Below are 18,757 nucleotides of genomic sequence, written 5' to 3'. Positions count from 1 at the left end.
GATGACCGACTCCCTGAAGACCCGCGTCGGCCGCGTGATCGCCGGCGGCGTCCATGCCCTCCTTGATCGCATCGAGGACCAGGCCCCCGAGGCCACGATGGAGCAGTCGATCCGCGAAGCCGATGCCGTCATCGACGACGTGCGCCACGAGCTGGGCACCGTCTCCGCCAACCGGCATCTGTCCCAGCGCCAGCACGCCAACCTCAACCAGCTGCACGCGTCGCTGTCGTCGCAGGTCGACGAGGCGATGACCGCCGGCCGCGAAGACCTCGCCCGCGCCGCGGTCGCTCGTCAGCTCGACATCGAGGCGCAACTGCCCGTGCTGGAGACCACGCTCGCCGAGCACGCCCGCCAGGAAAACGAGCTGACCGGCTTCGTCGCCGCCTTGCTGGCGAAGAAGCGCGAGATGCAGGACGCGCTCGCCGAATTCCGCAGGAGCCGCGCTGCCGCTGCCGCCACCGTGACGGCTCCTGCGGGCGCCGGCGGCGCCGCCGGTGCCGCCCACCGCATCGGCAAGGTCACCGACGCCTTCGACCGCGTCTACGAACGCCAGACGGGCCTGGCCGGCACCGCGCGCCAGAACAGCCTGCAGCAGGCCGCCCAGCTCAAGGAGCTGGACGACCTCGTCCGCGACAACAAGATCGCCGAGCGCATGGCGCAACTGAAGGCCACGAAGTCATGAGCCTGTTCACCGCGCCGCAGAACCTGCCGTTCGGCATCGGGTTCGCGCTGATCGTCGGTGTCGCGCTCGTCGAGGGCGCGGGCATGCTGATCTCGTTCAGCCCGAGCAACCTGATCGACGACTGGCTGCCCGACATCCATGGCGACAGCGCACTCGACCGCGTGCTCGGCTGGCTGCATCTGGGCAAGGTGCCGGCGCTCGTGCTGCTGCTGCTTTTCCTGACCGGCTACACGGTCTTCGGCTACAGCCTGCAGGTCGTGATGAACGGGCTCTTCGGCGGCTACCTGCCGGCCGCCGCCGCCGGCATCGCCGCCGTGCCCGCCGGACTGGCCACCGTCCGCGGCCTGGGCGCGCTGATCGCGCACATCATTCCGCAGGACGAGACCAGCGCCATCAGCGAGCAGAGCCTCGTCGGCCGGGTCGGTGTCGTCGTTGCCGGCGCCGCCCGCCGCGGCCTTGCCGCGCAGGCCAGGGTCAAGGACGTGCACGGTCGTTCGCACTACCTGATGGTCGAGCCCGATGTCGACGACGAGGTCTTCGAGGAAGGCGTGCAGGTGCTCATCGTCAGCAAGGTCGGCGCCTTCTACCGCTGCATCCACAACCCGCATCCGACGCTGATGTAGACCGTCGCCCGCCGCAACGAACGCCCGGCACGTTCCTCCGTTCCAGAGCGCCGGATCCACCGGCCCACCCGAATTCAAAGTTTCATCGAGGGAGCAAACAGTCCATGGACAACCTGATCGAGCTGCTGGTCATCTCCGGCATCGCCCTGCTGGCGCTGCTCACGATCGGCATCATCTTCGCGCGCCTCTACAAGCGCTCGACGAAGGAAACCGCCTTCGTCCGTACCGGTCTCGGCGGCCAGAAAGTGATCATGGACGGCGGCGCCATCGTGCTGCCGGTCTTCCACGAGCGCGTGCTGGTCAACATGAACACGCTCAAGCTCGAGGTCGTGCGTCGCGAGCGCGAGAGCTTGATCACCCGTGACCGCATGCGCGTCGACGTGACCGCCGCGTTCTTCGTCCGGGTGAAGCAGACGGAGGAAGCCGTGAGCATCGCCGCCCAGACGCTGGGTGCCCGCACGCTGAGCCCGAACGAGCTCAAGGCGCTGGTCGAAGACAAGTTCGTCGACTCGCTGCGCGCGACCGCCGCGACGATGTCGATCCAGGAGCTGCAGGACAAGCGCCGCGACTTCGTGCAGGCCGTGCAGAACGCCGTCGCCGAAGACCTGGAGAAGAACGGCCTGGAACTGGAGTCGGTCTCTTTGACCAGCCTGGACCAGACGGACAAGCAGTTCTTCAACCCGAACAACGCCTTCGATGCGGAGGGCCTGACGCGGTTGACCGAGCAGACCGAGGCGCGCCGCAAGCAGCGCAACGACGTCGAGCAGGACACCGAAGTGCAGGTCCGGACCAAGAACCTGGACGCCACGCGCCAGAAGCTGACGATCGACAAGGATCAAGAGTTCGCGAGCCTGGCGCAGCAGCGTGAGATCGAGATCACCCGCGCCGAGCAGGTCGCGTTGATCGCGTCGCAGCAGGCCGAGCGCGGCCGCCAGGCCGAAGCCGCCAAGATCGAGGCCGAACGTCAGGTGAGCCAGAAGCGCATCGAAGCCGATCGCGAGATCAAGTCGGCGGAGATCGAAAAGAATCTGGTCCTCCAGACCCGCGAGATCGAATTGGAGCGCAAGACCGAGATGCAGCGCGCCGAGCAGCGCAAGCAGGTCGAGATGGCGCGTCAGGACACGCAGATCGCGATCGCGACGAAGTCGCGCGAGCAGTCCGACGCGGACGCGGCCGCCAACCTGGCGCGCTCCGAGGCCGTGAAGGCAGAGGAACTCGTGAACACGGCGCGTCAGGTCGCGGTGGCGGAGCGGGAAAAGAGCATCCAGCTGATCGAGGCCTCGAAGGAAGCCGAACAACTGGCCATCGCGGTCCGCGTGTCGGCCTCCGCCGAGAAGGAGGCCGCGTTGGACCGTGCCGAGGCGCTGACCATCGAAGCCACGGCCAAGCAGGCCGCGGCGCTGGCGGAGGCCGAAGGTCGCCGCGCGATCAACGAAGCGCTGAACACCTTGTCTGCCGCTCAGATCGACCTGCAGGTCCGCACGATGCTGCTGCAGCAGCTGCCCAACATCCTGGAGCAGGCCGTGCGTCCGATGGAGAAGATCGACTCGATCCGCATCTTCCAGGTCAACGGCATGCCGGGTGCGGGCGGCGACGGCACAGGCGCGGCGAACGGCCAGGGCGCCCATGGCGCGGCCGGCGGCGCGACCTTCCCCGAACAGGTCATGAACTCGGCGCTGCAGTACCAGATCGCCAAGCCCATCGTCGACGCGGTGATGAAGGACGCGGGGCTGTCCAACGAAGGCATCACCGGCGTTGCGCAGTCGCTGGCCGGCATGCTCTCGCAGGGCAGTGGCGCGTTGCCGCACGCCGCGAAGCCGGCGATTGAAGGTCCGCAGGCCTGATCGAGAGCGGCGTGCCTTCACGGCGCGCCCGCTCACTCGAGCGCGCTGGATCGACCGTGCGCTGTCAAGCAACAACAAAGGAAAAAGCCCGCAGGCATCGCCAGGCGGGCTTTCTTTCTGTCGGGGACCTGCGGTCCTGCGAGGTGGGACTCAGTCGAAATTCGGCGTCTCGACGCCCAGCACCTTGTGCAGCTTCGGGCTGGTGGTCGTGTACTGCAGGTGCACGCGCTTGTCCGGGTTGATGATCGGCATCGCGCCGAACGCGGCCAGCGCGGCCTCGTGGAAGCCCGACAGGATCAGCTTCTTCTTGCCCGGGTAGGTGTTGATGTCACCCACCGCGAAGATGCCCGGCACGCTGGTCTGGAACTTCTCGGTGTCGACCTGGATCTGCTTCTTCTCCAGCGCCAGACCCCATTCGGCGATCGGGCCCAGCTTCGGCGACAGGCCGAAGAACACCAGCACCTGGTCCGCCGGCACGATGCGCGTCACGCCGTCCGCGCCCGTGACCTTCAGGCCCTTCAACGAATCCTCGCCCTCGTCCAGGTCGCTGACCTGACCGACGATGAACTGCATCTCGTAGGCGTCGCACAGCTCCTTCATCTTGGCGACCGACGCCGGCGCGGCACGGAAGCCGTCTCGACGGTGCACCAGGATCACGCTCTCCGCCTTGTGCGGATTGCCATCGTCATTGGCCGCGCAGAAGTTCAGCGCCCAGTCCAGCGCCGAGTCGCCGCCGCCGATGATCACCAGGTTCTTGCCCGCGAACTGCGACGGGTTGCGCACGCGGTAATGGACCTGCGAGCCCTCGAACTTGTCGATGCCCTCGATCTTCAGCGTGCGGGGCTGGAACGAGCCCACGCCGCCCGCGATGAAGATGGTCTTGGTCAGGAACTGCGTGCCCTTGCTGGTCGCGACGAAGAAACGCCCGTCGTCCTGCTTCTCGACCGTCGTGACCTCCTGGCCCAGATGGAAGGTCGCGCCGAACGGCTCGATCTGCTTCATCAGGTTGTCGGTCAGCTCCTTGCCCGTCACCACCGGCAGCGCCGGGATGTCGTAGATCGGCTTGTCCGGGTACAGCTCGATGCATTGGCCGCCGGGATAGGCCAGCGAATCGATGATGTGGGCCTTGATCTCGAGCAGGCCCAGTTCGAACACCTGGAACAGGCCCACCGGGCCCGCGCCGACGATGACGGCATCGGTCTCGATCACGCCCGCGTGCGGGGCGGAGGTCGCTTCAGTCACTTGCGTTTCCATTCTTGTGTGGGGCGGCCGCCGGCAGGGTCCGACGCCGCGGGATGAGGGGATCGGTCAGCGGACCAGCTGATCGATCTTGCCCGTCTTGTCCTTCCACTCCTCGGCGTCCGGGAGCGGGGCCTTGCGCTTGGTGATGCTGGGCCACTTCTTCGCCAGGTCGGCGTTCAGCTTGATCATGATCTGCTGGTCGCCGGGCACGTCTTCCTCCGGCACGATCGCGTTCACCGGGCACTCCGGGATGCAGACCGCGCAGTCGATGCACTCATCGGGGTCGATGGTCAGGAAGTTCGGACCTTCGCGGAAGCAGTCGACGGGACAGACATCGACGCAATCGGTGTATTTGCAGCGAATGCAGGCTTCGGTGACGACGTGGGTCATGGCGGCTCTTCTAGTGGCGGGGCCGGCGGTGGGGCCCTCGAAAATCAGCGATCCCTGGCTATGGGCGAGGTGGCGCTGACGGAAAACGGGAGATTTTAAACGTTCGGTGTTTGGACCAGGGATTCCGGCCCGCGCGGCTCAAGGTCTTGGCGTGAGGACGGCGTCGCGTAATCGCCCAGATCGGCACGCGGCGCCCCGGCCAGCGGGGCCGCGCCCGCCCCGACGATCACCACCGTCGGCCGCCCCTTGTGCAGCATCGACGCCGCGCCCAGCGACGCCACCTCGTGCTCGCTGGACAGCGCATCGGCGCAGCCCGCCCGCGACACGACGCTCACCGGCGTCGCGGCCTCCCAGCCCGCGGCGAGCAGCCGGCGGGAGAGGGCGGCCAACTGCTGGCCGGCCATGTAGAAGACTTCGGTGTCGGCGGACCTGCCGGCCTGGAGCTCGCCCTCGCGCGTCATCGCGGTCGTCAGCGCGACGCTGCGGCCCGCGCCGCGCCGCGTGAGCGGGCGCCCGGTCTGCGCCGCGGCCGCGATCGCAGCCGTGACGCCAGGGACGATCTCGTACGGAATGTCCGCTTCGGCCAGCGCCAGCAGTTCCTCCTCGAGGCGACCGAAGACGCTGGCATCGCCGCCCTTCAGGCGGACGACGGTGTCATGCGACTTGGCCTCGCGGACCAGCGCGGCATTGATCGCCGTCTGCTTGGTGGAATGGCAGAAGCCGCGCTTGCCGACGTCGAGCCACTTCGCCTGCGGCGCGAGGTCGCGCAGCGCGGGGTCGGTGAGCGCGTCGAAGAGCACGACGTCCGCCAGCGCGAGCGCCCTCGCGCCGCGCAGCGTGATCAGGTCGGCGGCGCCGGGGCCGGCGCTGACGAAGAGGACACGTCCCATGGCGGTGGCTCCTGGCGGTCGTTCGGGGTGGACGAGGTCAGCGGACCAGCAGCGCGCCGCTGGTGCGGTTGCTGGTGGGGTCCACGACGATCAGCGCGCCGCCGACGCGGTTGTCCGCGTACGGCTGCAGCGGCAGCTCGGCCTGCAGCTCGATGGTGACGTGGCCGATCTCGTTGACCGACAGCTCATGCGCCTCGGTCTCGGCCAGCGTCTGGATGTCGAGCCGGTGGTCGATGGCGGCGATGCGGGCCTGGACCCAGCGGTTGCCGTGGCGAACCCAGTACTTGCGGCCGAGGACGGCGGGCTCGGTGTCGAGCCAGGCCAAGGTGGCTTCGAAGGTGCGCCGGGGCGTGGCCGCGCCCGGGGCGACGATCCAGTCGCCGCGCGAGACATCGACCTGGCGGTCCAGCAGCAGGCCGGCCGATTCGCCGGCGACCGAGGCGGCCACCGGCTCGCCGGCGCGGCGCAGCTCGCCCACGATGGCGGTCTGGCCGCTCGGCAGGATCTGCACTTCATCGCCGACCTGCACCTGGCCTTGCGCGATCCGGCCCCACAGCACGCGCGGGTTGTTGCCGGTGCCGTCGCCGTCCTTGGCCACGTACTGGACCGGCAGCGCCAGCGGCGCCTCGACCGTTTCCTGCACCGTCGGCAGCGACTCCAGCACCTGCAGCAGCGACGGGCCGTCGTACCAGTCCGCTTCGAGCGGCTGCGTCACGTTGTCGCCGCGCAGCGCGGAGACCGGCACGATCGCGGTCACGCGGATGCCGGCGGCCGACGCGAATTTCTCCAGTGCGGCCGAGACCTTGCGGAACGCGTCGCCCGGATTCGCGGCGGCGTCGATCTTGTTGATCGCGAAGACGATGCCCGGCACGCGCAGCAGGTGCGCGAGCAGGCTGTGGCGGCGCGTCTGCGGCAGCAGCGGGACGTCGTCGACCGCCAGGTCCAGCTTGGTCACGTCGACCAGCACCACGGCGGCATCGCTGCCCGCGGCGGCGGTGACCATGTTGCGCGTGTACTGCTCATGGCCCGGCGCGTCGGCAATGATGAACTTGCGCTGCCTGGTCGCGAAGTAGCGGTAGGCCACGTCGATCGTGATGCCCTGTTCGCGCTCGGCCTCGAGGCCGTCGGTCAGCAGGCTCAGATCGATCGGCTGGCCGGCGGCGCGCTTGGCCAGCGTGTCGAGCTGGTCGGCGAGGATCGCGCGGCTGTCGAAGAGCAGGCGCCCGATCAGCGTGCTCTTGCCGTCGTCGACGCTGCCGGCGGTCAGGAAGCGCAGCGCGCGGTGGGTCGTGTCGACGTCGGATTGATGGATCTTGTGAAGGACGGTCATCGGGACTCCTGCCGGGCCGCCCCAAAGGAGGCCCGCGCCCCCTCGGGGGGCAGTGAACGAAGTGAACGTGGGGGCCGCATCATTTCAGAAGTAGCCCTCTTTCTTGCGACGTTCCATCGACGCATCCGAGGTGCGGTCGTCCATGCGCGTGGCACCACGCTCGGACACGGTGACGGTCAGCGTCTCGGCGACGATGTCGGCGGCATTGGCGGCGGGGCTCTCGACCGGGCAGGTGCAGGTCATGTCGCCGACGGTGCGGAAGCGCACCTGCGCCGTCTCGACGGTCTCGCCGGCTTCCGGCGGGGTCACGTCGGTCAGCGGCACCAGCAGGCCCTTGCGGCGGATCACCTGGCGGTCGTGCGCGAAGTACAGCGACGGCAGCGGGATGTTCTCGCGGGCGATGTAGAGCCACACGTCCAGCTCGGTCCAGTTGCTGATCGGGAAGGCGCGGAAGTGCTCGCCCGGACGGATGCGGGTGTTGAAGAGGTTCCACAGCTCGGGCCGCTGCTCCTTCGGCTGCCATTGGCCGAAGCTGTCGCGGTGGCTGAAGATGCGCTCCTTGGCGCGCGCCTTCTCTTCGTCGCGGCGGGCGCCGCCGATCAGCACGTCGAAGCGGTGTTCCTCGATCGTCTCCAGCAGCGTCACCGTCTGGTGGCCGTTGCGCGATTCCAGCGGATGCGCCAGGCGGATCGTGCCCTTCTTGATGGAATCTTCCAGGTGGCCGACGACCAGGCGCTCGCCCATTTCCTCGACGCGGCGGTCGCGGAACTCGATCACCTCCGGGAAGTTGTGGCCGGTGTCCACATGGACCAGCGGGAAGGGCAGCTTGCCGGCGAACTCGTTGCCGGCGATGCGGCGCTTGAAGGCCTTCTCGGCCAGACGCAGCACGACGCACGAATCCTTGCCGCCCGAGAACAGCAGGGCGGGGCGCTCGAAGGCGGCGGCCACCTCGCGCAGGATGAAGATGGCCTCTTCTTCGAGGTGGTCCAGATGGCGGTGGTCCGCCAGCGGCAGCAGTTGTTCGAGGTTCACGGGGGCGTTCATGCCGGGGCTCCGGAGGTCGCGTTCAACGTCGGGGGGACGCTTCGGGTTCAGATGCGGTGTCAGGCTCGGCGTGCGTGGCGTGCAGGCCGCATTCCTTGGCGGAGTCCTCCCACCACCAGCGGCCGGCGCGGAAGTCCTCACCGACGGCGATCGCGCGGGTGCAGGGCGCGCAGCCGATGCTGGGCATGAACTGGTCATGCAGCGGGTTGTAGGGGACCACGTGCTGCTGCACGTAGTACCAGACGTCGGCCCAGGTCCACTCGGCCAGCGGATTGATCTTGGTGCGGACCTGGCCGTCGCCAGTCGTTTCGGTTTCGCGGAAGGGGACCTCGGCGCGGTTGGCGCTCTGCTCGCGGCGCAAGCCGGTGATCCACGCGCTGCGGCCGGCCAGCATGCGCGACAGCGGCTCCAGCTTGCGCACGCCGCAGCAGGCCTTGCGCAGCTCGACGCTGCGGTACATCGGTTCCTCGCCGTTGGTCCGGACGAAGTGGACGACTTGCTCGTTCACCGGCGCGAAGACTTCCACCGCGATGCCGTAGCGTTCATGGATGCGCGGGATCAGCGCCAGCGTCTGCTCGTGCAGCTTGCCGGTGTCCAGCGTCGCCAGCGCGATGGGCAGGCCGTGGCGCGCGATCAGGTCGGTGATGACCATGTCCTCGACGCCCAGCGAGGTCGACTGCAGCGTGCCCGGACCGAAGTCCGCCGCGGCCTGCTTCAGGACCTCGACCGTGCGCGCGACGCGTTCGTCGAAGCCGGCGGTCTTGCGGGCATAGAGGCCGATGGCCGAGCCGACGCCCGCATCGGCGGCGCCGGGCAGCGCGGACACGCCGTTCGACGGGGTACCGGAGACGCCGCCGATCGGCGCGAAGTCCAGCGAAGACAGCTCGCCGCTCATGCTCAGGCCTCGGCCTTGTGCCCCTGGCGGGCGAACAGCGGGCGCGTCTCGTTGACGTCCGCCTGGTAGTGGCCGGGGAAGAAGCCGAGCGCGCGCTCGGCCGCTTCCTGGTTCTGATCGCCGCGCAGCTGGACCGCGTCGACGCCGCAGCGCTGCAGCAGCGGCAGCATGTCGACGAGGACTTCGCCGATCGCGCGCACCTCGCCGGCGTAACGCAGCCGCGAGCGCAGCACATGCGCCTGGCTGTAGGCGCGGCCGTCGACCCACTTCGGGAACTGCAGCACGACCAGCGCGAGGCGCGGCAGGTCGGCCTTCAGGTCGAGCACGTCGATGTCGTTGGGCAGGATCACGCCGGTGGCCAGGCCTTCCGGCCAGGTGTCGCGCACGGCGTGCCACTGCTCCAGCGTCAGCAGCTTGTGGTCGGCGGCGGCGGGGTGCGGCTGCGGGCCGTCCTCGCCCGCGCAGGTGTGCCAGGGATCTTGGGCCTTGGAGACGAACTTCATGATGCGGCGGCGGTCCGTGTTCGGGGTCAGTGCTTGGCGGTGGTGCGGCGGATCTCGTTGGTCGCCTGCTTGAAGGCGTCCAGGCCGATGCGGCGGACCGTCTGGAGGAAGCGTTCGCCGGCCTCGCGCTCGCGGCGGTAGGTGGCGATCACGGCTTCGACCGCGTCGGCCGCCTCATCGGCGGCGAAGGACGGGCCGATCACCTTGCCCGGCACCGCGGTGCCCGACAGCGTCGAGCCGTCCGAGCCCCCCAGCGTGATCTGGTACCACTCGCTGCCGTCCTTGTCGACGCCGAGCACGCCGATGTGCCCGCTGTGGTGGTGACCGCAGCTGTTGATGCAGCCGCTGATGTGCAGGTCGATGTCGCCGATGTCCCAGAGCTCGTCCAGGTCCTGGAAGCGGTCGGTGATCTCCGCCGCGACCGGGATCGAGCGCGCGTTGGCCAGCGCGCAGAAGTCGCCGCCGGGGCAGACGATCATGTCGGTCAGCAGGCCGATGTTGGGCGTGGCGAAACCGTGTTCCTTGGCGGCCTCGAAGAGCGCGGGCAGGTCGCTCTCGCGCACCCAGGGCAGCAGCAGGTTCTGGTCGTGAGAGACGCGCAGCTCGCCGTGGCTGTACGCGTCGGACAGCGCGGCGGCCGCGTCCATCTGCGCGTCGGTGATGTCGCCCGGCGGCAGGCCGACGCGCTTGAGCGACAGCGTCACCGACCGGTAGCCGCTGACGCGGTGCGCGTGGACGTTGCGCTCCAGCCAGCGGCGGTAGGCCGGCGAGGCGCCGTCGAAGATGTCGACGCCCGGCACCGGGGTCACGCCTTGCGGCTCGACGAAGCTGGCGGCGACGCGCGCCAGTTCGGCCTCGGGGATGATCTGTTCGTGGCTGCCGGTGTCGTCGCTCAGGATGGCCTGGTACTCGGCGTTGACCGCGTCGAAGTAGGCCTGGCCCTCGGCCTTCACCAGGATCTTGATGCGCGCCTTGTACATGTTGTCGCGGCGGCCGAAGCGGTTGTAGGTGCGCACGATCGCCTCGAGGTACAGCAGGATGTGCTGCCACGGCACGAAGGGGCTGATCTCCTGGCCGATGATCGGCGTGCGGCCCATGCCGCCGCCGACGAAGACCTGGAAGCCGATCTCGCCGGCGTCGTTCTTGCGCAGTTGCAGGCCGATGTCGTGCCACGCGATCGCGGCGCGGTCTTCCTTCGCGCCGGAGATCGCGATCTTGAACTTGCGCGGCAGGAAAGCGAATTCCGGATGCAGCGTCGACCACTGGCGCAGCACCTCGGCATAGGGGCGCGGATCGATCAGCTCGTCCGCGGCCACGCCGGCGGTGACGTCGCTGGTGATGTTGCGGATGCAGTTGCCGCTGGTCTGGATGCCGTGCATGTCGACATCGGCCAGCAGGTCCATCACATCGGCCGACTGCGGCAGCGGGATCCAGTTGAACTGCAGGTTCTGGCGCGTGGTGAAGTGGCCGTAGCCGCGGTCATGCTCACGGGCGATGCGCGCGAGCTGGCGCAGCTGGCGGCTGTCCAGCACCCCGTACGGCACGGCGATGCGCAGCATCGGCGCATGGCGCTGGATGTACCAGCCGTTCTGCAGGCGCAACGCGCGGAAGTCGTCGTCGGGAAGCTGACCCGCCAGATGGCGTTCGAGCTGGTCGCGGAACTGGGCCGCGCGGGCGTGGACGAACTGGCGGTCGAAATCGGTATAGGCGTACATGGCGTCAGCTAGGGCCCGGCCGGGTTTCACAGGGGTCCCCGCCGCGTCGACTGACACCGCGGCTGGCCCAGGGCTGGCCGGGAGTCTGCACTCTATGAACGCTTTATATATATGAGAACTACAAATTCGTAGATTGCTTATGGCCAGATAAGCATATGAAGAATCCTGCAAAGGGCAGGACTCGGCTTGATTTCCTCCCGCAGAGGCGGGGGAGAGGGAGGGTGAGGGGCGGGATTGGCGGCGCCAGGCCGCGCTCAGTCCCGCGCCAGCCGGCTCAGGGCCGCGATCTGATCGGCGATCCGCGGCGGCAGTGGCTCGGTGCCGGCCAGGATCGCGCGGATGAAGGCGGCATTGGCGGCGGGCTCGCAGGCGGTCGAGAGCGGCCAGTCCAGATCCTCGTTGCTTGCCGGGTTGAGATCCAGGCCTTGCCCGTTCGCGAAGCCTTGCAGGTGGGCCTTGCGCCGCAGGTGCAGGTAAGCCTCGCCCTCGCTGGCCCGCATGAGGAGGGCGCGGCCGTCGTCGGCGCTGAGCCGCGGCAGCGCCTGGCCCATGCTGTCCACGTATTCCGGATGGGTCACCGCGACGACGCGCACGCTGCGACCCGGCAGCGGGTCCAGCAGCTTGGCGACGCTGTGGCTGCTGTTGCGCAAGCCCATGCGGGGGCGCAAGGCCATCATCGCGTCCAGACCGGGATGAAGGACGTCGGTCGGCAGGATCGCCAGGCGGTCCGAAGCCAGGCGCTGGCCGGCTTCGGTCACGTTCCGGGAGACGGGAAGTTCCAGGGCCTCGAAGAGTTCGAACGGACTGATGCGGCTGTCGAAGTCGTGCCGGCCGTGGATCAGCACCGGGATGCCGTCGCGCGCCAGCAGCATCGCCACCAGCGGCATCAGGTTGGCCTGCTTGCGCGCGCCATTGAAGGTCGGCAGCACGACCGTCCGGGGGCCGTCTGGCGCATCCACGCGGGCCGCGCCGGCCTGCATGGCCTCGACGAAACCGAGCAGTTCTTCGAGGCTCTCACCCTTGATGCGCATCGCGATCAGGATGGCGCCGCGCTCCAGGTCCGGCACGGTGCCGTCCAGCAGCGCGGCGAACAGCGTGCGTGCCTGCTCGCGCGTCAGGTCGCGGGCGCCGCGAGCGCCTCGGCCGATTTCCTTAAGGAGGGGGGCGTAGTCCATGCGTCCTTCCGGTGAGGGACGCAGTTTAAGAGGGCCGCCCGGAGGCCCGCCGGGACGCCTGTCGCGGTCTCGGCGACGGGCGTCAGGTCCAGTTCGCCGAACAGGTCCTTCGGGTCGTCCATCTCGGGCACCAGCGCGAGCTCGCGACCCAGGCCGAGGGCCTCGGCGCGGTCGCCCAACCAGCGCAGCGTCGCGAAGTCCTCGAGCGCGAAGCCGACCGAATCGAAGACGGTGACCTCGTCGGCGCTGCGCCGGCCGGCCGCCTCGCCGCGCAGCACGCGCCAGAACTCGGTGACCGCGAAGTCCGCCGGCATCTGTTGCACGTCGCCTTCGATGCGCGACTGGGGCTCGTACTCGACGAACACGTTGGCTCGTGCCAGGACGTCGCGATGCAGCTCGGTCTTGCCGGGGCAATCGCCGCCCACGCCGTTCACGTGCATGCCGGGCTCGATCATGTCGGGCGTCACGATGGTCGCGTTGCGCTTGTCGGCCGTCACCGTCGTGACGATGTCGGCACCGCGCACGGCCTCGGCGGTGTCGCGGCAGCGGATCAGCGTCAGCCCGTCGATGCGCGACAGGTGACGGACGAGCTTGTCGGTCGCGGCCGGGTCGACGTCGAAGAGGCGGATCTCATCGATGCCCAGCAGGTGGTGGAAGGCCAGCGCCTGGAACTCGCTCTGCGCGCCGTTGCCGATCAAGGCCATCTTGCGCGAGCCCGGTCGTGCCAGGTGTTGCGCGACCAGCGCGGAGGTGGCCGCGGTGCGCAGCGCCGTGCTGAGCGTCAGCTCCGACAGCAGCCGCGGCGTGCCGGTCGCGACGTCGGCGAGCACGCCGAAAGCCATCACGGTGGGCAGGCCCACGAGGTGGTTTTTGGGGTGGCCGTTGACGTACTTGAAGCTGTAGAGCGAGGCGTCGGAGATCGGCATCAGCTCGATCACGCCGTCGTCCGAGTGGTTGGCGACACGGGCGCTCTTGTCGAACTGGCTCCATCGGACGTAGTCGTCGGCGATGTAGCGGGCGAGGGTCTGGAAGCTCTGGGCGATGCCGTCGTGCCGGACGACGCGGGCGACGTCGGGCGTGAGGAGGAGGCGGGTCGTCATCGGCAGTCTCATGGCTGTGGGAATGCCTCCATTCTTCGGATCGGCGTGTCAGCAGGAAGCCGGAGAACTGATCAATAATCGAAGCGCCTTGTGCATTTCGTCAGCGAACTCTGACGAAATGCCGTGAAATCCGGGTTAACCCAGGGCGGTCCGCGCGCAAGGCGGCCGCCGGTGCACCAATATGGACACACTCGACCATCAACTGATCGCGCTGCTGCGCCAGGACGCCCGCGCCAGCATCGCGACGCTGGCGCACAAGCTGAAGGTCTCGCGCGGAACCGTGACCAACCGGCTGACGCGGCTGGAGGACAGCGGGCAGATCGTCGGCTACACGGTGAAGCTGCGGGCCGACGTGGTCCAGCCGCACATCACGGCGTGGATGAGCATCGCCGTGGAGGGCAACCGCACGCGCGAGGTCGTCGGCATCCTGCTCGGCGAGCCCGGCGTGGCGGGACTGTTCGATACCAACGGACGCTGGGACCTGCTGGCCGAGCTGCGCGCGGACAGCCTCAACGAGCTGGCCGAGATCCTGGAACGCGTGCGCCTGATCAAGGGCATCGGCGCGACCGAGACCAGCATCCACCTGCAGACGTACAAGCTGGCCTGAGCGCTTCAGCGCTTCAACGCTTCAGCGCCTCTGCGGCTCCACGCTTCGGGCGGACGTCGGCGCATCGTCGTCGTCCGGCTCGGGCGCATCCGGTTCGAGCTGGAAGCGGCCGTCGCGCAGCTCCATGCGCGTGCGCTGCACCACCGCGCGGAGCGCGTTGCACGCACCCTCGTTGAATCGCAGCACGATCTCGACACGCGGGCCGCGTCCGGGGCTCAGCACGCTGACGCCCGACGTCTGCGGCGCCGCATTCGCGCCGCAGGCGAGCGGCCCGGGCTTGTTGTCGAAGCCGAGTTCCGCGCCGAGCTGCATCTCGCCGTCGCGCTCTAGCACCAGCCGTTCGGTGCGGCTTTCGCGCCCGCGGTCGACGTCGTAGCGGCGGCTGCGCAGGATCCAGCGCTCGTCGGCGATCTGCAGCAGCTGCAGGTCCTCGTCGCCGGAGCCGGGCGCGCCCGGCATCAGCAGCAGGCCCTTGGCGCGGAGCTTCCAGCGGCCGGCCTCGTCGGCGGCCAGCACGGCGGCGCCGAGCGCCGGCACGCAGGCCGCGCAGCGGAACTGGTCGCGCGGGCCGGGCGTCAGCTGGTAGACCAGCATCAGCTTGTCGACGTTCGATTCGACGTAACGCGCGCGGAACACCTCGCGGATCTCCGCGCGCAGGGTCGGCGATCGCCCGCCGAAGAAGGCTGCCGCGCGTTCGTGGCGCCAGGTGTTGCCCCCGTAGACCAGCTTCATCGCCGTGGCGGCATCGGGCGGCTTGTCGATGGCGATGGGGATCTGGGCGCGCACCGCCGCCGTGACGAGCAGCAGCAGCAGCGCCGCGGCGCACAGGCGACGAAGGAGGCCGAGGCTGCGGCGGTGGGCGAGGGGCTCGTGCACGAAGGGCGGGCTCGGCGTGTGGCGAAGTCGCGATCATCGCCGAGCCGCGCGGCCCCCGGGTACAGTCCCCGCCCATGAGCCGTCCCGACGCCACTGCCCCCGTGATCCGCAGCCTGCTGGAGACCGATCTCTACAAGTTCACGATGTGGCAGGCGATGCTGCATCGCTATCCGCAGGCGCAGGCCGAGTACCGCTTCGCCTGCCGCAACACGCCGCAGTACCCACTGGCGGAGCTGGTCGCGGACCTGGAACGCGAGATCGACCACCTCTGCGCGCTGACCTTCCGCGCCGACGAGCTCGAGTACCTGAGCGGCCTGCGCTTCATGAAGCCGGACTTCATCGACCTGCTGCGCATCTTCCGCTTCCAGCGCGCGTTCATCACGGTGCGCGCGGACGGCGAGAAGCTCGACATCGTCGTACGCGGCCCGCAGGTCCACGTGATGGCCTTCGAGATCTTCGTGCTGGCGATGGTCAACGAGCTGTACTTCCGTCGCTTCGACCAGGCGGCCGCGATCGAGGAGGGGCGCCGACGGCTGGCGGAGAAGATCGCCTCGATCCGGACCTTCGCGCGCGACGAGGCGCCGCGCCGCCACCCGTTCCAGTTCTTCGACTTCGGCCTGCGGCGGCGTTTCTCCGGCGCCTGGCACGAGGAGGTCCTGCGCACGCTGCGCGACGAGTTGCCGGAGACCTTCCGCGGCACCTCCAACGTGCTGCTGGCCAAGGAGCTCGGGCTGGTGCCGATCGGCACGATGGCGCACGAGTACCTGCAGGCCTACCAGGCCACTGGCGTGCGGCTGCGCGACCACCAGAAGGCCGCGCTCGAGGACTGGGTCCAGGAGTACCGCGGCGACCTCGGCATCGCGCTGACGGACGTCATCGGCATGGACGCGTTCCTGGCCGACTTCGATCTCTACTTCGCCAAGTTGTTCGACGGACTGCGCCACGATTCGGGCGATCCGGTCGAATGGGGCGAGAAGGCGCTGGCGCACTACGACCAGCTGCGCATCGACGCCAACACCAAGCGCCTGGTGTTCTCCGACGCGCTCGACATGCCCAAGGCGCTGGCGCTGTACCGGCACTTCGCGGACCGCGTCCAGCTGGGCTTCGGCATCGGGACCAAGCTCAGCAACGACGTGGGCCTGCCGACGCTCAACATCGTCATCAAGCTCACCCACGTCAACGGTCAGCCGGTGGCCAAGCTCTCGGACAGTCCCGGCAAGACCATGTGCGAGGACCAGACCTTCCTGGCCTACCTGAGGCAGGTGTTCAACGTGAAGCCGGCCAACGGCTGACGGCTGACGGCTGACGGCTGACGGCTGTCACGCCGGTGCGGGACGGCGGTGCCGACCTCTGTCGGCGCGCGGCCGGCCGGATGCGCGCCGCTCAGTCGCGATGCGCCGTGATCCGATGGATGATGGGACCGGCCAGCAGTGGCGTGGGTTTGCCTTCGACCCAGTCCTGATGTCCCGCGCCGTAGAACGGCGACATCGGATGGCCGCTCTGTCCGCCCGGCATCGACAGCCAACCCTGCTCCTCGCGGCCCGGCGACACGACCAGCCGTTCCGACTGTCCGAACGCGGGTCCGGCGACATGGGGCAGGTTGCTGTCGCCGCTCTGCGGCAGCGACGGCATGTCGAGCCAGCGGGACAACGCCGGGATGGCCTTGGCCAGCGGATGCTGGATGCGGCTCGCGTTCTGCGCGCCCCAGGTGGCGCCGCCGAGGTTGCCGTCCGGCGCGATCTCGCGGGCCGCGCCGTCCAGTTGCGCCAGCAGCAGCGCATCCCAGCTCGCGAACGCGGCCGGCAACAGGTGCGGTGGCCGTTCGTCGACGGCGCGCGCGGCGCTGTACTCGAACTGGTTGCGCCAGCGCATGCGCCGTGCCGGGTCGAGCTGCCGCTCGCCGAGCGCTGGCAGCGTCCACGCATCCCACAAGGTGTCCAGCACCCGCAGGCGCGTCTGGCGCACCAGCCGGTAGGCCGCCGAATCCGCATCGGCGCGGCCGTTCCAGTTCTCCAGCAGCTGCACGAAGGCGCGGTGCGTCGGATTGGCGCCGGCATCGGTGCGGGACGCCGCCAGCAGGCGCGCCGCCCAGGTCTTCATGAAGCGCGCCTCGTCGTCCCGGTGGATGGCGCCGATCGAGGCCTCGTCGTGCTTCTCCCGGGCCGAGAGCCGGTCGCGGATCTGCTGCGCGCGCGCGCCGAGGTCGAAGCCGCCGTCGCCCAGCAGCTCGCCCGGCGCGCCGTCGAGCTGGCGGTTGTTGGCGGTCCACAACTGACCCTGGGCAGGAGAGAGCACCTGCGGCGCACGATCCGGATCGAGCCAGTCGCGCCGCATCGCCGACGGTGCGATGAACCGGCCGTAGCCCTCGGGCAGAGCCGGCTGCGCCCACAGGCGTCCGGCGACGGTCCAACCGATCTGGCCATCGCGATCGGCGGCGAGCAGGTTCTGGTGCGGCATGCCGGCGCGTTGCGCGAGCGCCAGCGCCTCGCTGACGTGACGCACCTGCAGCATGCGGTCGAGTTCCAGGTTGTAGGCCGCGCCCTGGTGCGCAATCCAGTGCAGCGCGAAGCGGCGTCCGCCGTCGACGGTCACGATCGGCGCGTCGTCGATCTCGTTCACGTCCAGCGTCACCGCCGGACCGCCGTGGACCTCGATCGTTTCGGTGCGCGTCGAGACCTTCGTATCGGGCGGGACCTCGATCCAGTCGAACCATTGCCCGTAGGCATTGGTGAATCCCCAGGCGACGGCCCCGTTGGAGCCCACCACCAGCGCCGGCAGGCCGGGCAGCGTCACGCCCGCCGCGCGCAGGCCGCCCGGTCCGGCGCCGATCTGGAACTGCGCGCGGTACCAGATGCTGGGCACGCCCAGGCCCAGGTGCATGTCGTCGGCCAGGATCGCGCCGCCATGCGTGGAGCGGGAACCGGCGACCGCCCACTGGTTGCTGCCCAGGACCGGCAACTCTCCGCTCGAGCGGGCGCTGGCCGGCGTGCCCGCCGGGATGCTGGCGGGTGCGCTGGCCGACGTGGCGGGCGTCGCCGGGGCGCGGGCCTGGCTCACGTCGAGCTGTTCCGGCGTCGGCATTGGTGGCGAGGGCAACTGGCTGCCGTCGAGCGCCGCGTCCCAGCGACCGCCGCGCGGGCTGAGCCAGTCGAAGAGCGCATCGCCGGCGTGCTCGCGCAGCGTCGCGCGGTCGAAGCCCGCCTCGAAGCTGCCGGACTGCAGCATGAAGTACATCTCCGAGATCACCAGCAAGGAGTCCACCGGCGTCCAGTCCTGCGGCCTGGCGCGCAGCAGCAGGTACTGCCAGGGGCGCATCGGCAGCGCGTGGAGGCCGGCGTTGACGCCCTCCGTGTACGCGAGCAGCAGCAGCCGGTCCTCGCCGGACAGTCCTTCGAAGCGGTCGGTCAGCCGCGCGCGCAGGCGGTGGACGCGGCGCGCGCGGTCCCGCTCCAGCGCCTTGGCGCCGAACAGCGCGGACAGCTCGCCGGCCGCGGAACGGCGCGTCAGGTCCATCTCGAAGAAGCGTTCCTGCGCATGCGCGAAACCCAGCCCGCGAGCGACGTCCAGTCGCGTGCGGCCCTCGACCACCAGCGTGCCCAGCGCGTCGCGGCCCAGGCTGACCGGCGCGCTCAGGCCGGGGATCTCGGCGTCGCCCTCCAGCTGCGGCAGGCTGGCGCGTACGCAGGCCCAGGTCGCGATGACCAGCGCCACCAGCAGGAACGGCAGCCCGACCAGGCTCCGCACGGTCCAGCGCCGCAGCGCGCTCTTTCCACTCATGTGCTCTCCTGCTCCGGGCCCTGATGGCGGCCTCGATGTCGGGTCCTGATTTCGGGCCGCGATT

General features: G+C 69.4%; 17 protein-coding genes. 5 read left to right on the top strand and 12 right to left on the bottom strand.

Features of this window, described 5'->3' with window-relative positions; translation table 11 throughout:
- The first annotated feature begins 1 nt into the window (after position 1).
- From AC1VNM_RS15225 to AC1VNM_RS15215, 3 genes are all read left to right on the top strand, one after another.
- Entirely contained in the window at positions 2-682 is a 681-nt protein-coding gene (locus tag AC1VNM_RS15225) for a PspA/IM30 family protein (RefSeq protein WP_483107442.1), read from the top strand.
- Positions 679-1,305, top strand: coding sequence for a YqiJ family protein (locus tag AC1VNM_RS15220; protein WP_377161202.1), 627 nt, complete (start codon positions 679-681; stop codon positions 1,303-1,305). Before AC1VNM_RS15225 ends, AC1VNM_RS15220 begins: the two co-directional genes overlap by 4 nt.
- Positions 1,306-1,409: 104 nt before the next feature.
- Positions 1,410-3,149, top strand: coding sequence for a flotillin family protein (locus AC1VNM_RS15215; protein ID WP_377161204.1), 1,740 nt, complete (start codon positions 1,410-1,412; stop codon positions 3,147-3,149).
- A gap of 150 nt (positions 3,150-3,299) precedes the next feature.
- Here the strand turns inward: AC1VNM_RS15215 and AC1VNM_RS15210 are convergent, their stop codons facing one another.
- The 10 genes from AC1VNM_RS15210 to AC1VNM_RS15165 form a co-directional block, all read right to left on the bottom strand.
- Positions 3,300-4,403: an NAD(P)/FAD-dependent oxidoreductase gene (locus AC1VNM_RS15210; protein ID WP_431099748.1), complete on the bottom strand. Its 1,104-nt coding sequence runs from the start codon at positions 4,401-4,403 to the stop codon at positions 3,300-3,302.
- A 54-nt stretch (positions 4,404-4,457) separates the two neighbouring features.
- Positions 4,458-4,781: a ferredoxin FdxA gene (gene fdxA / locus AC1VNM_RS15205; RefSeq protein WP_297529664.1), complete on the bottom strand. Its 324-nt coding sequence runs from the start codon at positions 4,779-4,781 to the stop codon at positions 4,458-4,460.
- 95 nt (positions 4,782-4,876) lie between these two features.
- Positions 4,877-5,671 (bottom strand): uroporphyrinogen-III C-methyltransferase, encoded by a 795-nt coding sequence (cobA, locus tag AC1VNM_RS15200; protein ID WP_377161208.1) that lies wholly within the window; start codon positions 5,669-5,671, stop codon positions 4,877-4,879.
- A gap of 37 nt (positions 5,672-5,708) precedes the next feature.
- Positions 5,709-7,001 (bottom strand): sulfate adenylyltransferase subunit 1, encoded by a 1,293-nt coding sequence (locus AC1VNM_RS15195; protein WP_483107441.1) that lies wholly within the window; start codon positions 6,999-7,001, stop codon positions 5,709-5,711.
- An 84-nt stretch (positions 7,002-7,085) separates the two neighbouring features.
- On the bottom strand, positions 7,086-8,045 hold the full coding sequence (cysD, locus tag AC1VNM_RS15190; RefSeq protein ID WP_431099745.1) for a sulfate adenylyltransferase subunit CysD: 960 nt from the start codon (positions 8,043-8,045) through the stop codon (positions 7,086-7,088).
- 22 nt (positions 8,046-8,067) lie between these two features.
- Positions 8,068-8,940 carry a phosphoadenylyl-sulfate reductase gene (locus tag AC1VNM_RS15185; protein ID WP_483107440.1) on the bottom strand — a complete coding sequence of 291 codons (873 nt, stop codon included), beginning with the start codon at positions 8,938-8,940 and terminating at the stop codon, positions 8,068-8,070.
- 2 nt (positions 8,941-8,942) lie between these two features.
- Positions 8,943-9,443, bottom strand: a complete 501-nt coding sequence (locus AC1VNM_RS15180; protein WP_377161216.1) for a DUF934 domain-containing protein — start codon at positions 9,441-9,443, stop codon at positions 8,943-8,945.
- Positions 9,444-9,469: 26 nt separating this feature from the next.
- Entirely contained in the window at positions 9,470-11,158 is a 1,689-nt protein-coding gene (locus AC1VNM_RS15175; protein WP_377161218.1) for a nitrite/sulfite reductase, read from the bottom strand.
- Positions 11,159-11,412: 254 nt separating this feature from the next.
- Positions 11,413-12,333 carry a DNA-binding protein YbiB gene (ybiB, locus tag AC1VNM_RS15170; RefSeq protein WP_483107439.1) on the bottom strand — a complete coding sequence of 307 codons (921 nt, stop codon included), beginning with the start codon at positions 12,331-12,333 and terminating at the stop codon, positions 11,413-11,415.
- Positions 12,273-13,433 carry an ornithine cyclodeaminase gene (locus AC1VNM_RS15165; protein WP_483107438.1) on the bottom strand — a complete coding sequence of 387 codons (1,161 nt, stop codon included), beginning with the start codon at positions 13,431-13,433 and terminating at the stop codon, positions 12,273-12,275. Before AC1VNM_RS15165 ends, ybiB begins: the two co-directional genes overlap by 61 nt.
- 181 nt (positions 13,434-13,614) lie before the next feature.
- Here AC1VNM_RS15165 and AC1VNM_RS15160 point away from each other — a divergent pair, with 181 nt between their 5' ends.
- The gene (locus tag AC1VNM_RS15160; RefSeq protein ID WP_377161224.1) at positions 13,615-14,040 is read left to right on the top strand and encodes an Lrp/AsnC family transcriptional regulator; all 426 of its coding nucleotides are present in this window, start codon (positions 13,615-13,617) and stop codon (positions 14,038-14,040) included.
- Between the two features lie 21 nt (positions 14,041-14,061).
- Here the strand turns inward: AC1VNM_RS15160 and AC1VNM_RS15155 are convergent, their stop codons facing one another.
- Complete coding sequence (locus tag AC1VNM_RS15155) at positions 14,062-14,916, bottom strand: hypothetical protein (protein WP_483107437.1); 855 nt, start codon at positions 14,914-14,916, stop codon at positions 14,062-14,064.
- A gap of 74 nt (positions 14,917-14,990) precedes the next feature.
- Between AC1VNM_RS15155 and pncB the strand changes: the two genes are divergently transcribed.
- Complete coding sequence (pncB, locus tag AC1VNM_RS15150; protein ID WP_377161228.1) at positions 14,991-16,208, top strand: nicotinate phosphoribosyltransferase; 1,218 nt, start codon at positions 14,991-14,993, stop codon at positions 16,206-16,208.
- A gap of 91 nt (positions 16,209-16,299) precedes the next feature.
- Here pncB and AC1VNM_RS15145 read toward each other — a convergent pair whose 3' ends face one another.
- Positions 16,300-18,693 (bottom strand): penicillin acylase family protein, encoded by a 2,394-nt coding sequence (locus tag AC1VNM_RS15145; protein WP_483107436.1) that lies wholly within the window; start codon positions 18,691-18,693, stop codon positions 16,300-16,302.
- Positions 18,694-18,757 lie beyond the last annotated feature (64 nt).

The sequence above is a fragment of the Mitsuaria sp. MSU3D genome, assembly GCF_056867975.1.
This window is presented reverse-complemented; position numbering and strand designations above follow the sequence as displayed.

Bases quoted from the DNA above. Each gene is read 5' to 3' on its own strand.
- AC1VNM_RS15160 (WP_377161224.1), top strand. From the start codon at position 13,615: ATGGACACACTCGACCATCAACTGATCGCGCTGCTGCGCCAGGACGCC.
- AC1VNM_RS15210 (WP_431099748.1), bottom strand. From the start codon at position 4,403: ATGGAAACGCAAGTGACTGAAGCGACCTCCGCCCCGCACGCGGGCGTG.
- ybiB (WP_483107439.1), bottom strand. From the start codon at position 12,333: ATGGACTACGCCCCCCTCCTTAAGGAAATCGGCCGAGGCGCTCGCGGC.
- AC1VNM_RS15145 (WP_483107436.1), bottom strand. From the start codon at position 18,693: ATGAGTGGAAAGAGCGCGCTGCGGCGCTGGACCGTGCGGAGCCTGGTC.
- AC1VNM_RS15225 (WP_483107442.1), top strand. From the start codon at position 2: ATGACCGACTCCCTGAAGACCCGCGTCGGCCGCGTGATCGCCGGCGGC.
- AC1VNM_RS15180 (WP_377161216.1), bottom strand. From the start codon at position 9,443: ATGAAGTTCGTCTCCAAGGCCCAAGATCCCTGGCACACCTGCGCGGGC.
- pncB (WP_377161228.1), top strand. From the start codon at position 14,991: ATGAGCCGTCCCGACGCCACTGCCCCCGTGATCCGCAGCCTGCTGGAG.
- AC1VNM_RS15220 (WP_377161202.1), top strand. From the start codon at position 679: ATGAGCCTGTTCACCGCGCCGCAGAACCTGCCGTTCGGCATCGGGTTC.
- AC1VNM_RS15165 (WP_483107438.1), bottom strand. From the start codon at position 13,433: ATGACGACCCGCCTCCTCCTCACGCCCGACGTCGCCCGCGTCGTCCGG.
- AC1VNM_RS15195 (WP_483107441.1), bottom strand. From the start codon at position 7,001: ATGACCGTCCTTCACAAGATCCATCAATCCGACGTCGACACGACCCAC.
- AC1VNM_RS15175 (WP_377161218.1), bottom strand. From the start codon at position 11,158: ATGTACGCCTATACCGATTTCGACCGCCAGTTCGTCCACGCCCGCGCG.
- cobA (WP_377161208.1), bottom strand. From the start codon at position 5,671: ATGGGACGTGTCCTCTTCGTCAGCGCCGGCCCCGGCGCCGCCGACCTG.
- fdxA (WP_297529664.1), bottom strand. From the start codon at position 4,781: ATGACCCACGTCGTCACCGAAGCCTGCATTCGCTGCAAATACACCGAT.
- AC1VNM_RS15185 (WP_483107440.1), bottom strand. From the start codon at position 8,940: ATGAGCGGCGAGCTGTCTTCGCTGGACTTCGCGCCGATCGGCGGCGTC.
- cysD (WP_431099745.1), bottom strand. From the start codon at position 8,045: ATGAACGCCCCCGTGAACCTCGAACAACTGCTGCCGCTGGCGGACCAC.
- AC1VNM_RS15215 (WP_377161204.1), top strand. From the start codon at position 1,410: ATGGACAACCTGATCGAGCTGCTGGTCATCTCCGGCATCGCCCTGCTG.